Annotated in this window: 11 protein-coding genes; 4 read left to right on the forward strand and 7 right to left on the reverse strand. The window is 70.4% G+C overall.

Going from position 1 to position 13,537, the window contains the following annotated elements; genetic code table 11:
- The first annotated feature begins 68 nt into the window (after window positions 1-68).
- Both ACZ4Z5_RS27755 and ACZ4Z5_RS27760 read left to right on the forward strand, forming a co-directional pair.
- Complete coding sequence (locus ACZ4Z5_RS27755) at window positions 69-2,600, forward strand: ATP-dependent Clp protease ATP-binding subunit (RefSeq protein ID WP_468267436.1); 2,532 nt, start codon at window positions 69-71, stop codon at window positions 2,598-2,600.
- A gap of 855 nt (window positions 2,601-3,455) precedes the next feature.
- Entirely contained in the window at window positions 3,456-4,070 is a 615-nt protein-coding gene (locus ACZ4Z5_RS27760; protein ID WP_468267438.1) for a M23 family metallopeptidase, read from the forward strand.
- Here ACZ4Z5_RS27760 and ACZ4Z5_RS27765 read toward each other — a convergent pair.
- Window positions 4,040-4,642 (reverse strand): TetR/AcrR family transcriptional regulator, encoded by a 603-nt coding sequence (locus ACZ4Z5_RS27765; protein ID WP_468267440.1) that lies wholly within the window; start codon window positions 4,640-4,642, stop codon window positions 4,040-4,042. The genes ACZ4Z5_RS27760 and ACZ4Z5_RS27765 overlap by 31 nt on opposite strands.
- 103 nt (window positions 4,643-4,745) lie before the next feature.
- Between ACZ4Z5_RS27765 and ACZ4Z5_RS27770 the strand changes: the two genes are divergently transcribed.
- Window positions 4,746-6,425, forward strand: a complete 1,680-nt coding sequence (locus tag ACZ4Z5_RS27770) for an MDR family MFS transporter (protein ID WP_468267442.1) — start codon at window positions 4,746-4,748, stop codon at window positions 6,423-6,425.
- Window positions 6,426-6,647: 222 nt separating this feature from the next.
- Here ACZ4Z5_RS27770 and cseC read toward each other — a convergent pair whose 3' ends face one another.
- From cseC to ACZ4Z5_RS27795, 5 genes are all read right to left on the reverse strand, one after another.
- Window positions 6,648-7,955, reverse strand: coding sequence for a two-component system sensor histidine kinase CseC (gene cseC / locus ACZ4Z5_RS27775; protein WP_468267444.1), 1,308 nt, complete (start codon window positions 7,953-7,955; stop codon window positions 6,648-6,650).
- Window positions 7,952-8,650 (reverse strand): two-component system response regulator CseB, encoded by a 699-nt coding sequence (gene cseB, locus ACZ4Z5_RS27780; protein ID WP_468267446.1) that lies wholly within the window; start codon window positions 8,648-8,650, stop codon window positions 7,952-7,954. Before cseB ends, cseC begins: the two co-directional genes overlap by 4 nt.
- A 10-nt stretch (window positions 8,651-8,660) precedes the next feature.
- Window positions 8,661-9,332 carry a hypothetical protein gene (locus tag ACZ4Z5_RS27785; RefSeq protein WP_468267448.1) on the reverse strand — a complete coding sequence of 224 codons (672 nt, stop codon included), beginning with the start codon at window positions 9,330-9,332 and terminating at the stop codon, window positions 8,661-8,663.
- Entirely contained in the window at window positions 9,320-9,868 is a 549-nt protein-coding gene (locus tag ACZ4Z5_RS27790; protein ID WP_468267450.1) for a SigE family RNA polymerase sigma factor, read from the reverse strand. The genes ACZ4Z5_RS27785 and ACZ4Z5_RS27790 overlap by 13 nt, the downstream gene beginning before the upstream one ends.
- 144 nt (window positions 9,869-10,012) lie before the next feature.
- On the reverse strand, window positions 10,013-10,927 hold the full coding sequence (locus ACZ4Z5_RS27795) for an HhH-GPD family protein (RefSeq protein ID WP_468267452.1): 915 nt from the start codon (window positions 10,925-10,927) through the stop codon (window positions 10,013-10,015).
- 570 nt (window positions 10,928-11,497) lie between these two features.
- Here ACZ4Z5_RS27795 and ACZ4Z5_RS27800 point away from each other — a divergent pair.
- On the forward strand, window positions 11,498-12,304 hold the full coding sequence (locus tag ACZ4Z5_RS27800; protein WP_468267454.1) for a hypothetical protein: 807 nt from the start codon (window positions 11,498-11,500) through the stop codon (window positions 12,302-12,304).
- A 76-nt stretch (window positions 12,305-12,380) separates the two neighbouring features.
- On the opposite strand, the gene disA is transcribed toward ACZ4Z5_RS27800, so the two are convergent.
- Entirely contained in the window at window positions 12,381-13,505 is a 1,125-nt protein-coding gene (gene disA, locus ACZ4Z5_RS27805) for a DNA integrity scanning diadenylate cyclase DisA (RefSeq protein ID WP_468267456.1), read from the reverse strand.
- Between the last annotated feature and the right edge of the window lie 32 nt (window positions 13,506-13,537).

Consider the following 13,537-nt stretch of genomic DNA (forward strand, 5'->3'; position numbering starts at 1 on the left):
CTAAGCTGCGGAAGGACAGGGAGGGGATCGACCCCTAACTGACTGACCGCTCTGAGGAGCGATTAACGATGTTCGAGAGGTTCACCGACCGCGCGCGGCGGGTTGTCGTCCTGGCTCAGGAAGAAGCCCGGATGCTCAACCACAACTACATCGGCACCGAGCACATCCTCCTGGGCTTGATCCACGAGGGTGAGGGTGTCGCCGCTAAGGCCCTGGAGAGCCTCGGCATTTCGCTCGAGGCGGTCCGCCAGCAGGTGGAGGAGATCATCGGCCAGGGCCAGCAGGCCCCGTCCGGGCACATCCCCTTCACCCCCCGTGCCAAGAAGGTCCTGGAGCTGTCGCTCCGCGAGGCCCTCCAGCTGGGCCACAACTACATCGGCACCGAGCACATCCTGCTCGGCCTGATCCGCGAGGGCGAGGGTGTCGCCGCCCAGGTCCTCGTGAAGCTCGGCGCCGACCTGAACCGGGTGCGCCAGCAGGTCATCCAGCTGCTCTCCGGCTACTCCGGCGGCAAGGAGGCGGCCACGGCAGGCGGTCCGGCCGAGGGCACCCCCTCGACCTCGCTCGTCCTGGACCAGTTCGGCCGCAACCTCACGCAGGCCGCCCGCGAGTCCAAGCTCGACCCGGTCATCGGGCGCGAGAAGGAGATCGAGCGGGTCATGCAGGTGCTGTCCCGCCGCACCAAGAACAACCCGGTCCTCATCGGCGAGCCCGGCGTCGGCAAGACGGCGGTCGTCGAGGGACTGGCGCAGGCCATCGTCAAGGGCGAGGTGCCCGAGACCCTCAAGGACAAGCACCTCTACACCCTCGACCTCGGTGCCCTGGTCGCCGGCTCCCGGTACCGCGGTGACTTCGAGGAGCGACTGAAGAAGGTCCTCAAGGAGATCCGCACCCGCGGCGACATCATCCTGTTCATCGACGAGCTGCACACCCTGGTCGGCGCGGGCGCCGCCGAGGGCGCCATCGACGCCGCGTCGATCCTGAAGCCGATGCTCGCCCGCGGTGAGCTCCAGACCATCGGTGCCACCACGCTCGACGAGTACCGCAAGCACCTCGAGAAGGACGCCGCGCTGGAGCGCCGCTTCCAGCCGATCCAGGTCGCGGAGCCCTCGCTGCCGCACACCATCGAGATCCTCAAGGGCCTGCGCGACCGCTACGAGGCGCACCACCGCGTCTCCATCACGGACGAGGCGCTGGTCCAGGCCGCCACCCTGGCCGACCGCTACATCTCGGACCGCTTCCTGCCGGACAAGGCGATCGACCTGATCGACGAGGCCGGTTCCAGGATGCGCATCCGCCGGATGACCGCGCCGCCGGACCTGCGCGAGTTCGACGAGAAGATCGCCGGTGTCCGCCGCGACAAGGAGTCCGCGATCGACGCGCAGGACTTCGAGAAGGCCGCATCCCTGCGCGACAAGGAGAAGCAGCTCCTGGCCGCCAAGGCCAAGCGGGAGAAGGAGTGGAAGGCCGGCGACATGGACGTCGTCGCCGAGGTCGACGGCGAGCTGATCGCCGAGGTCCTGGCCACCGCCACGGGCATCCCGGTCTTCAAGCTCACCGAGGAGGAGTCCTCCCGGCTGCTGCGCATGGAGGACGAGCTCCACAAGCGCGTCATCGGCCAGAAGGACGCCATCAAGGCCCTGTCCCAGGCGATCCGGCGTACCCGCGCCGGTCTGAAGGACCCGAAGCGCCCCGGTGGCTCGTTCATCTTCGCCGGCCCGTCCGGCGTCGGAAAGACCGAGCTTTCCAAGACGCTCGCGGAATTCCTCTTCGGCGACGAGGACGCGCTCATCTCCCTCGACATGTCGGAGTTCAGCGAGAAGCACACGGTTTCGCGTCTCTTCGGATCCCCGCCCGGTTACGTGGGTTACGAAGAGGGCGGCCAGCTGACCGAGAAGGTCCGCCGCAAGCCGTTCTCCGTCGTCCTCTTCGACGAGGTGGAGAAGGCCCACCCCGATATCTTCAATTCCCTTCTCCAGATCCTGGAGGACGGTCGCCTGACCGACTCCCAGGGCCGGGTCGTGGACTTCAAGAACACGGTCATCATCATGACGACCAACCTCGGGACCCGGGACATTTCCAAGGGCTTCAACCTGGGCTTCGCCGCCCAGGGCGACGTCAAGACCGGCTACGAGCGCATGAAGGCGAAGGTCAACGAAGAGCTGAAGCAGCACTTCCGGCCCGAGTTCCTGAACCGTGTCGACGACACGGTGGTGTTCCACCAGCTGTCCCAGGACGACATCATCCAGATCGTCGACCTGATGATCGCCAAGGTGGACGAGCGCCTCAAGGACCGCGACATGGGCATCGAGCTCAGCCAGGACGCGAAGCTCCTGCTCGCGAAGAAGGGCTACGACCCGGTCCTGGGTGCCCGCCCGCTGCGCCGGACCATCCAGCGCGAGATCGAGGACATCCTCTCCGAGAAGATCCTCTTCGGTGAGCTGCGCCCCGGTCACATCGTGGTCGTGGACACCGAGGGCGAGGGTGAGGCCAAGAAGTTCACCTTCCGCGGCGAGGAGAAGTCGGCCCTGCCCGACGTTCCCCCGATCGAGTCCACCGCCGGTGGCAGCACCGGACCGAACCTGAGCAAGGACGCGTAAGCGCCCGCCAGGGAGCCTGACAGGGGCTGCCCCGGACCGTCCGATGACGGTCCGGGGCAGCCCCTTTTGTGCCCCCGGCCGGGCCGGTGCCTTTTGTGTGCCTGGGCGGTTTCCATGGGCGGGCACCGCCGGCGGCGGACGTCGCCGGGCCCGTCGTGCGCGGCGGGCCCGGCCCTGCCCTTTGAGGTCTCTGCGGGCCTCGGGCGGACTCTGAGGGGGCTGTGTGGGCACCACCGGTCCAGCCGTGCTGCCCCCGGCTCCGGGGGCGGCACGGCGCCTCCGACGGCCGGGCGTTCCGTCCCACGGCTCTCGGGATGTCCGACGCTGTCGCCGCCCGGCTCCGCTGATCGCTGGTTCTGCCGATGCCGGGCTCCGCTGATGGGCGGTGCCCTGGTGAGCCGACCGCCGTGCCGGGCGTCCTTCGGGGTGCCCGGGCGGGCCGCCTGGGAGTGTCCGGGCGGCTCGGTCCGGGATGCCCCGGCGGGCTGTTCGAGGGGGCGCGACGGCATGCCCGGGCGGGTCGTTTCGATGGGCCTCGACGTCACGCCCAAGCGGGTTCGAGGGCACGACGGGCATGCCCTGCGCAGTTCCGGGACCTCCTCGTGGTTGCTCGCCAAAGGTCCCTGGCCGTAGGGCCTTTGGTCCCACCGGCGGTGACACGCCGCACGTGGCCCACGTCACGTACTAAAAGGCTTAGGGGGAAGGTGCCGTGGTAAAAGGGTCGATCGCTCTGGATCGTACGTGTTTGTGTAGTAGATGGGGTGTTTGAGCGATTTGCACGGTTCGGGTTACCAAGGTGTGGCCAGCCCGGCGCACCACGTGCCAGGTCACTTCATCCCGGAGGTACACCCCCGAATGTCGAAGCGCATCTCGTTCCGCAGCTCCAAGTCGTCGACCCGCACCCGTGCCGTCGTGGCCGTTGCCGGCATCGGTGTTTCGGCGGTCCTGGGGACCGGCGTGGCGTCCGCTGCGACGGGGGCCGCCGGTGTCGCTCCCGCGGCGGCGACCACCGCCACCGCCGCGAAGACCGGCAAGCTCGCCAAGGCCGCCGGCTCCTGGGTCCGCCCCGTCTCCGGATACACCCTGTCCGCGAGCTTCGCCCAGGCGGGCGGCATGTGGTCGCAGAAGCACTCCGGCCAGGACTTCGCCGTCCCGGTCGGCACCCCGGTGAAGGCCGCCTCCAAGGGCGTCGTCGTCAAGGCCGGCCCGAACGGCGGCGGTGACGGCCCCGCGTACGGCAACGCGATCGTGATCAAGCACGGCGGCACGACCTACACGCAGTACGCCCACTTGTCGAAGATCAACGTTCGCGTCGGCCAGTCCGTGAACGTCGGCCAGACCATCGCCCTCTCCGGCAACACCGGCAACTCCAGCGGCCCGCACCTGCACTTCGAGGTCCGCACCACCCCGAACTACGGCTCCGCGATCAACCCGGCGGCCTACCTGCGTTCGGTGGGCGTGTCCCTCTGACCCTTCCGGTGCGCCTGGGTCACCAGATCGATGGCGACTTCGAGGACGGCTTCGCGCTTCTCCTCGGGGTCGCCTTCGATGTTCTGCATGAAGAACATGCCGGCGTGCATCGAGAACAGCGCGCTGATGCAGCGGACCCGGTCGGCCATCGTGGAATCGGGTTCCTGGACCAGCTGGGTCATCGTGACCATGCGCTCCTTGAAGGTCTCGCCGATGCTGAGCTCGCGCACGGTGGCCTGGTTCTCCTGCATGAAGCGGAAGAGCGGGGACGCGCCGACAAGCGCCGCGTGGTAGCGGCGGAGGATCTCTTTCTTGGTCTCCAGGGTGCGGGGCTGGGTGTGCCCCCACTCGATCAGCTCGTCGATGGGCCGGGTGAGGTCCTGGAAGAGGCTGATCAGGATGTCTTCCTTGGTCTTGAAGTGGTAGTACAGCGCCGCCTTGGTGACGTCCAGGCGCTCGGCGATCTCCCGCAGTGAGGTCTTCTCGTACCCCTGCTCGGCGAAGAGTTCCAGGGCGACGTCCTGGATGCGCTGACGGGTGTCCCCGCGGCGCGGCTGCTGCCTGCTGTTCACATCCTGCTCCCGGAAAACTTACTTGACGCCCGGCAAGTTGGCGGGCTACGGTCCCCAAGTCTATTGACTTGCCGGGCGGCAAGTAAGTACCAGGGGAGTGGGTATGCCAGCGGACAGGACAGCGACGGTCGCCCAGAGCGGACAACCGGGCGAGCAGAAACGGCCCCCGGCCGACGCCGGACCGGCCATCGGGACCGAGAAGGGGACGGTCGCCGCCGATGCCGGAGCCCCGGAAGCCCGCGGCGTCCGGGTGGTGCTGCTGGCCCTCATGATCGCGATGCTGCTCGCGATGCTCGACAACATGATCATCGGTACCGCGATGCCGACGATCGTCGGTGAGCTCGGCGGTCTGGAACACCTGTCCTGGGTGGTCACCGCCTACACCCTCGCGACCGCCGCCTCCACCCCCATCTGGGGCAAGCTCGGCGACATGTACGGCCGCAAGGGCGTCTTCCTCGCCTCGATCGTGGTCTTCCTGGCGGGCTCGGCCCTCAGCGGCATGGCCCAGGACATGGGCCAGCTGATCGGCTTCCGCGCCGTGCAGGGCCTCGGCGCCGGCGGTCTCATGGTCGGCGTCATGGCGATCATCGGTGACCTCATTCCGCCCCGCGACCGCGGCAAGTACCAGGGCATGATGGCCGGCGTCATGGCCCTCGCCATGATCGGCGGACCCCTCGTCGGCGGCGGCATCACCGACCACTGGGGCTGGCGCTGGAGCTTCTACATCAACCTGCCGCTCGGTGCGGTCGCCCTCGCCATGCTCGTGACCGTGCTCCATCTGCCGAAGACGAAGCGCCCGAAGGCCCGCATCGACTACCTGGGTGCCGCCCTGCTGACCGTCGGTATCACCGCGATCGTGCTGGTCACCACCTGGGGCGGTACGGAGTACACCTGGGGCTCCGCCGAGATCCTGGGGCTCATCGCGGTCGGTGTGCTCGCGCTCGCCGCCTTCCTGTTCGTCGAGACCCGGGCCGCCGAGCCGATCATGCCGCTGCACATCTTCCGCAGCCGCAACTTCACCCTCATGTCGGTGATCGGCTTCCTGACCGGCTTCGTCATGTTCGGCGCCGTGCTCTTCCTGCCGCTCTACCAGCAGTCCGTCCAGGGCGCCTCGGCGACCAACTCCGGTCTGCTGCTGCTCCCGATGCTGCTGTCGATGATGGCCGTCTCGCTGATCGCCGGCCGGGTCACCACCAACAGCGGCAAGTACAAGGTCTTCCCGATCGCCGGCGGTGCGCTCATGGTCGTGGGCCTGTTCCTGCTGGCGCAGATGGACACCGGCACCTCCCGGCTCACCTCCGGCCTCTACATGGCGGTGCTCGGCGCCGGCATGGGCTTCCTGATGCAGATCACCATGCTGGTGGCGCAGAACAGCGTCGAGATGAAGGACATGGGTGTGGCGTCCTCCTCGACCACCCTGTTCCGCACGCTCGGCAGCTCCTTCGGTGTCTCGATCATGGGAGCGCTGTTCACCTCCCGCGTCCAGGACGAGATGACCGCGCGCGGCGGGGACGCGGCGGCCGGAGCCACCCAGCAGTCCGCCCAGCTCGACGCCGCGAGCCTGGCGAAGCTCCCGGAAGCGGTTCGTGAGGCCTACCAGTTCGCCGTCTCCTCCGGCACGCACGCGGCGTTCCTGCTCGGCTCGGCCATCGCGGTGATCGCCTTCGTCGCGGCCTTCTTCGTCAAGGAGGTCCCGCTGCGGGGTGCCGGTCCCGCCCCCGCGGAGAAGGCCGCCTCCGCTGAGGCCACCACCACGGAGAAGGCCGCCCCCGCCGCCGGCTGACCGCGTCGGCCCCGTCAGCAACCTTGGACTCCCGCCCCCGCGCAGCAGCGCGGGGGCCGTTGTCAGCGGCGCGTGCCGGGAAAGCGGTCGGCAAGGGCGTGATCGGAGCGGGCGCGTTCCGCACGGACGACTGCCGCGGCGACTACGAGACCCTCAAGGCCCGGGCGTCGTGTCCACCCCCTGTGGCCTCGTCGTATTCAGCGTCGTATTCAGCACCCGGACTCAGGCCGTATCGAGCATCGGAAAGCTCCCCGTGTTCGTCGGCGCGTGCTCCGGGAGCCACAGCACGGCGATCGCGCCCCCGCTGCCGCCGCCCCTGGCCGCGCCCGACGGGGGTGCGGCATTGCGGAAGGTGAGCCGTGCGCCCAGGACGCGTGCCTGTCCCACCGCGATGGTGAGGCCGAGACCGTGCCCGTGCCCCCGGTCCTTGCTGCCGGTACGGAACCGGCTCGGGCCTTCGAGCAGCAGCTCCTCCGGGAAGCCGGGGCCGTGGTCGCGCACCCGCACCACCCGGCCCTCGACGATGACCTCGACACCCGGCTTGCCGTGCTTCGCCGCGTTGCCGAGGAGGTTGCCGATGATCCGCTCCAGCCGGCGCGGGTCGGTGTTCACCCATGCCTCGTGCACCACCCGCACCGTGGCCTCGGGGGCCAGCACCTGCACCCTGCGGGTGACGAACTCGCCGAGGGCGATCTCCTGGAGCTCGGCCCGCTCCGACGCACCGTCGAGCCGTGCCACTTCCAGGACGTCCTCCACCAGCGTGCGCAGCGCCTGGGCGCGGTTGTGCACCAGCTCCGTGGGCCGGCCCGGCGGCAGCAGTTCGGCCGCAGTCAGCAGCCCCGTGACCGGGGTGCGCAGCTCGTGCGCGATATCCGCGGTGACCCGGCGCTCCGCCTCGATGCGCTGCTGCAGTGCGTCCGCCATGGCGTCCACCGCGCGCGCCAGGTCGTCCGTCTCGTCCTGCACGAAGCCGCCGACGGCGTCCCTGACCCGAACGTCCGTGTTGCCCTGGGCGACCCGGCCCGCCGCCGCGGCCGCCTTGCGCAGCCGGTGCGACAACTGACCGCCGATCAGGATGCCCAGCGCGCAGCCGAAGAAGACGACCGACACCGAACCGATGATCAGTGCCCGGTCCAGGTCCTTCAGGACGCCGGCGTTGCGGTCGGTGAACCGTTTGTGGAGCGACAGCGAGCCGTTGCTGACGGGCACCGCCGCCCAGACGTCCGGTGCTCCGTCCGCCCGTTCCTCCACATGGGTGGCCCGACGCCCCCGCTCGATCTTCTCCTTCAGCTCCGGGGGGAGCGCGGGATCGTTGAGCTTGCTGCCGAACAGCGGCTCCTTGGTGCGCTCGTAGATGCTCCTGGCGAACATCACCCGGTCGAGCTGTACGTCGCGGGCGTTGTCGAGCATCGACACCCGGGCTGCGTTGTGCACGACAAGACTGAGGGCGACTGCGACGAGTGCGCCGACGGCCGCGATCGCGATGGCGATCTTCCAGCGGACACCGGTGCGCAGAACCGGCGGCCTCATGCCTTGAGCTTGTAGCCGAAGCCGCGGACGGTTTCGATCCTGTCCTGACCGATCTTGGCGCGGAGCCGCTGCACATGGACGTCCACGACCCGGGTGTCTCCGCCCCAGCCGTAGTCCCACACGCGTTCCAGCAGCTTGTCACGGGAGAGCACGGTCCCCGGAGCGGACGAGAACTCCAGCAGCAGCCGCATCTCGGTGGGTGTCAGGGACACCGGGGCGCCGTCCTTGCGGACCTCCATGCCCTCGGTGTCGACCTCCAGCCCGCCGAAGGTGAGCACACCGCCGACCGGTTGCTCGTCCCGGTCGGCGGAGCCTGCGCCGCTCGCGTGACCGAAGCGGCGCAGCACTGCACGGATCCTGGCGACCAGCACCGCACCGTCGAACGGCTTGGTGACGTAGTCGTCGGCCCCGGCCTCCAGACCGAGGACGACGTCGATCGAGTCGGCCCGCGCCGACAGCATGATCACCGGGACGTTCGACTCGTCACGGATCCGGCGGCACAGGCTCACCCCGTCCAGACCCGGCACCATCACGTCGAGGAGCGCGATGTCCGGACGGTCCGCGCGGAACGCCTCCAGGCCCGACAGGCCGTCGGGCATCGCCGTGACGGTGAAGCCGTCACGTTCCAGGGCGAGTTGCGTCGCCTCCCGGATGACGTCGTCGTCCTCGACGAACAGGACATGTGTCTCGGCCATCCCGCTGCTCTCAGTTCTCCACCGGGGCGGCGGCGTCGGGACCCTGGTTCCCGTTACCGACCGCCTTGCTGTAGTCGTTGTGCACCTTGTCCTCCACCCGGAAGGCCGTGCCCGACCAGCCGTAGGTGATCACGTCCTCGCCGGAGGGATACGCCACGGCGTCCTCCTTGGCGTACACCTGCAGGGTGACGACGAGGTCGCCGCGGTCGATCTCCGCGTAGACCGGCGGCTCCTCCGCCGAGAAGACGTTCTCGTACGCGTCACCGTTGCGCCGGTACACATACGCCCCGATGCCCACGCCGTCGGCGCAGGTCATCACGTTGACGACCACGTCCTCGACCGTGCCGCCGGTCAGCCTCCCGTACGACACGTCGACCGGGTAGTCGTCGCCGGCGCACGGCTTCAGGGCGTCCTTGACCTCCGCGCCGACCTTGGGGTCGTCCCGGAGCAGAGCCACCGCGTCGACCCGGTCGGCGGCCCGCTCCGGGGCCGAGGCGCCGGAGCCGGCACCGGGCGAGGACTGTACGACCTTGTCGCTGTGCGCGGGACCCTCGTCACGGATGCCCGTGCCGCCCGCGTCGCACCCGGCGACCAACAGGGCGAAGGCGGCGACCCCGGCCACCGCCGTTGTCCCCGCCGTCCACGAGATCGTGTCCGAGCCCCTGGTGCCTAGGCCGCGCAACGCTCCCGCCTTCCGTGCTCCGAGCGCTCCAGCGCGCGGGCATCCACCTCGCGGCTCTCCAGCTCCTGCCGGAGCCGGGCCAATGCCCGGTGCAGCGTGCTCTTGACCGTACCGGCCGACATACCGAGGGCGGCGGCCGTCTCCTCCGTGCTCATCTGCTCCCAGTGTCGCAGCACGACCACGCTGCGCTGCTTGGGTGCCAGAACCTTCAGCACGTCCATCAGCAGGGCACGGTCCGCACGCTGGTCGGCGCCGTCCTCGACGCTCGCGTCCGGCAGTTCCTCGGTGGGCACCTCTTCGAGCTTGCGGGCGCGCCACCACTCGGTGCGCGTGTTGATCATCACGCGTCGCAGATAGGCGTCCGCGAGGTTCTTGTCGGCTATGCCGTCCCACCGGCCGTACGTCCTGACCAGCGCGGTCTGCAACAGGTCCTGTGCGTCGACCGGGTCGGGGACGAGGCGCCGGGCACTGCGCAGGAGCGCGTCCTGCCGGGTGCGTACGTACTCCTCGAACTCCAACACCTTGCCGTGCGCCATGACCAACCGCCTCCGACCCCGTTTCCGTTCCTCTTCGGCGAAGAAACTACGGAGCGGTTGTCACGAGGCTGTCCGCGGAAGCCGTAGGAGGACGCACGGCTACCCATCGGTTGTGTAACAGCGGACCCGGCGGAGGTTTCGGGTTCAGGCCAGCGGGAGACGGAAGGTGCCGTTCGCGAGCGGCTCCACGAGCCCGTCCGCGACCAGCCCGTCCAGCGCCCGGGCACGCTGCACCGGATCGCCCCACACGGCGTCGAGTGCCGCCCGCGGTACGGGATGCAGTGCCTCGCGCAGCACGGCGAGCAGTTTGCCGCGCACCTGACGGTCCGTACCGGCGTACGTCTGGCCGCGCCGCGCCGGACCCTCGTGAGCCGGTTTGCCCGCCAGCCGCCACGCGCACTGCGCGGCGATCGGGCAGCGCCCGCAGTCCTCGCTCCGCGCGGTGCAGACCAGTGCGCCCAGCTCCATCGATGCTGCGGCCCAGCGCGCGGCCGTGGCGTCGTCCTCGGGCAGCAGCGCCCGCGCGAGCCTCCGCTCGGCCGCGGTCGTGGCGTTCGGCGGGTACTGCACACCGGTCACCGCGCGGGCGAACACCCTGCGCACGTTCGTGTCGAGTACGGCGTGCCGCTGCCCGTACGCGAACGACGCCACCGCGGCTGCCGTGTACTCGCCGATGCCCGGCAGGGCCAGCAACTGCCCGTGGTCGCTGGGCACATCGCCGCCGTGCCGTTCCGCTATGGCCGTCGCCGCGGCGTGCAGCCGCAGCGCGCGCCGCGGATAGCCGAGCCGGCCCCAGGCGCGCACCGCCTCACCCGGCGGCTCCGCGGCCAGGTCCGCCGGCCGCGGCCAGCGCTCCAGCCACTGCTCGTACACCGGCAGCACCCGGCTCACGGGCGTCTGCTGAAGCATGAACTCACTCACCATCACGCCCCAGGCCCCCGCGTCCGGCCGACGCCAGGGCAGGTCCCGGGCGTGCCCCGCGAACCAGTCGATGACGGGTTCGTGCAGCACCTCGGGAGCGGGGGACGGGGAGGCGGGGGATGCAGTCGTCGCAGTCATGGCACCTCCGATCCTGGCACGGATTCGTCCCACGGACGGCAGGGGCGCGGCGTGCCGCACCGGATCGTGCGCCGGGATCGTGCGCTGGCAACCGTCGGCGACCGCCGGGCGCGGTCGCGAGGGCGGGGCGGGAGCGGGGTCTCCGTGGCACCCGCGTGGCGCGGGGAGGGGGCCGCCGGGACCGGGGCGCGGCTTCGGCGTGGTGTGTCGGGCGGCGCGTCGCCCGGCTGCCGTGGGCCGCTGCCTGCCGTGAGCCGTATGGGGCCGGTACCGATGGGCTGTCGCGGGTGCGACCGCGAGCGCGGGCGAGGCGAGTACGCCGGCCGTCTTCGCGTCGTCCGCGGTGGCGCCGACCGTCTTCGCGTCGTCCGCGGTGGCGCCGACCGCCTTCGCGTCGTCCGCGGTGGCGCCGACCGCCTTCGCGTCCCGGTGACGCACAGTACGGATCAGGGCCACTGCGTCACCCTGGGCACATGAACTCCCCCTGGCCGGGCCGATGATCCGCAAAAGATGGCGTACGAGCGGCTCCGGTGACCTGAGTTGGACCGGATCTCTCGTACAGTTCGGTGCGTGGGATCTCTGCGCAATCCGGTCGGGCCGCTTCCCTCCTCCATCTACTGGCGACGGAGGGCAGTTGCGCTGTCCGTCCTGGCGGTGCTCGCGCTGGTCGTCGCGTGGGTCGTCGGTTCGAAGGGCGACGGCGACACCATCGAGGACGCCAAGGGATCGGGCCCCGCGACGTCGATCACTCCCGGGCCGTCCCGGTCCGGACCCGCGATCGGCACCGGTCCCGGCGGGCGTGACGAGTCCGGCGCCGACGCAGGGGCGGACGCCGGTACCGGCGACGACAGCGGCGACGGCACGGGTGCGGGGACCGACGCGGGCACCGGTGCGGACTCCGGCTCGGTTACGTCCGGTACGGGCGGCTCGGGGAAGGGCACGGGTCGCGCCGGCCGCCCCGTCGCCGCCGGATCACGACTGCCCGACTGCGCACCGGGCGCCGTCCAGCTGTCCCTGCGGAGCACCGAGCTGCAGTACGCGCCCGATGGCCGCCCGAAGTTCGAGCTGGCCGCGAGGAACACGTCCGGGGTCACGTGCAAGGCGGACTTCGGCCCGAAGGCGGCGGTGTTCTCGATCACCGAGGCCGGCGGTCATGTCTGGTCGTCTGCCGACTGCCCGAAGAACGCCGGGAGTCTGCTGCTGGAGGTGCCGGCCGGTTCGACCATCACACACACCGTGGAGTGGGACCGCCGGCGGAGCGCGCCGCAGTGTGCGACCCCGCCTCCGGGCCAGGCCGGTCCCGGCACCTACCTGGTCGAGGTGAAGATGCCGGCGCACTCGGTGGCGCGGGCGTCCTTCGTGCTCGCCAAGGACTGATCCGTCCGGTCGGACACGGGGCCGACCAGCCGCCGGCGAGGGCGGCGGCAGTGAGCGCGGCGAGGCCGGTCAGAGGTCAGACGTAGCGCTCCAGGATCGACGACTCGGCCAGCCGGGACAGCCCCTCCCGGACGCTGCGCGCACGGGCCTCGCCGACACCCTCGACGGCCATGAGGTCGTCGACACTGGCGGCGAGCAGCTTCTGCAGACTGCCGAAGTGCTCGACGAGCCGCTCGATGACGGCGCCGGGGAGGCGCGGGACCTTCGCGAGGAGCCGGTAACCGCGCGGCGACACCGCGGAGTCCAGGGTCTCGGGAGAGCCGCTGTAGCCCAAGGAGCGGGCGACGATTGGGAGTTCGAGCAGCTCGGCATGGGTGAGCGAGTCCAGGTCCGAGAGGGCCTCGTCGACCGTGCGGGTCCGCTTCCCCGACGGCTGGGGGACGTAGTCGCGGAGCACGAGTTCGCGCTCCGGTTCGACGCCCGCGATCAACTCGTCCAGTTGGAGCGCGAGGAGTCGGCCGTCCGTACCCAACTCGACGACGTACTCGGCGATTTCCGTGGCGATGCGGCGCACCATCTCCAGGCGCTGCGCCACCGCCGTCACGTCCCGGACCGTGACCAGGTCCTCGATCTCCAGGGCGGAGAGGGTGCCGGCGACCTCGTCGAGCCGGAGCTTGTACCGCTCCAGGGTGGCGAGCGCCTGGTTCGCCCGGGAGAGGATCGCGGCCGACTCCTCCAGTACGCGGCGTTCGCCGTCCACGTACAGCGCGATGAGCCGCATCGACTGGGACACGGACACCACGGGGAAGCCGCACTGCTTGGACACCCGGTCCGCGGTGCGGTGCCGGGTGCCGGTCTCCTCGGTCGGGATGGACGCGTCCGGGACCAACTGCACGCCGGCGCGGTGGATCTTGGAGATGTCCTTGTCGAGGACCAGCGCGCCGTCGAGCTTGCACAGCTCGCGCAGCCGGGTCGCGGTGAACTCCACGTCGATGACGAAGCCGCCGGTGCACATCCCCTCGACCGACTTGTCCATGCCGAGGACGATCAGTCCGCCGGTGTTGCCGCGCAGGATGCGCTCGAGACCGTCACGAAGCGCCGTGCCGGGCGCGACCGCGCTCAGCGCGGCACGCATCAGCGCTTCGTTACCGGTGCCCTGCCCGGACTTTCCGGGTGCTGCTGCCCGGTCGCTGGCTGCCACTGCACTCCTCCGGTCGCAGGTTTGCGATGCCC

The organism is Streptomyces sp. NPDC030222 (genome assembly GCF_055573115.1).

Excerpts from the sequence above, each read along its gene's own strand:
- ACZ4Z5_RS27755 (WP_468267436.1), top strand. The coding sequence starts at position 69 with ATGTTCGAGAGGTTCACCGACCGCGCGCGGCGGGTTGTCGTCCTGGCT.
- ACZ4Z5_RS27760 (WP_468267438.1), top strand. The coding sequence starts at position 3,456 with ATGTCGAAGCGCATCTCGTTCCGCAGCTCCAAGTCGTCGACCCGCACC.
- ACZ4Z5_RS27770 (WP_468267442.1), top strand. The coding sequence starts at position 4,746 with ATGCCAGCGGACAGGACAGCGACGGTCGCCCAGAGCGGACAACCGGGC.
- cseC (WP_468267444.1), bottom strand. The coding sequence starts at position 7,955 with ATGAGGCCGCCGGTTCTGCGCACCGGTGTCCGCTGGAAGATCGCCATC.
- cseB (WP_468267446.1), bottom strand. The coding sequence starts at position 8,650 with ATGGCCGAGACACATGTCCTGTTCGTCGAGGACGACGACGTCATCCGG.
- ACZ4Z5_RS27790 (WP_468267450.1), bottom strand. The coding sequence starts at position 9,868 with ATGGCGCACGGCAAGGTGTTGGAGTTCGAGGAGTACGTACGCACCCGG.
- ACZ4Z5_RS27795 (WP_468267452.1), bottom strand. The coding sequence starts at position 10,927 with ATGACTGCGACGACTGCATCCCCCGCCTCCCCGTCCCCCGCTCCCGAG.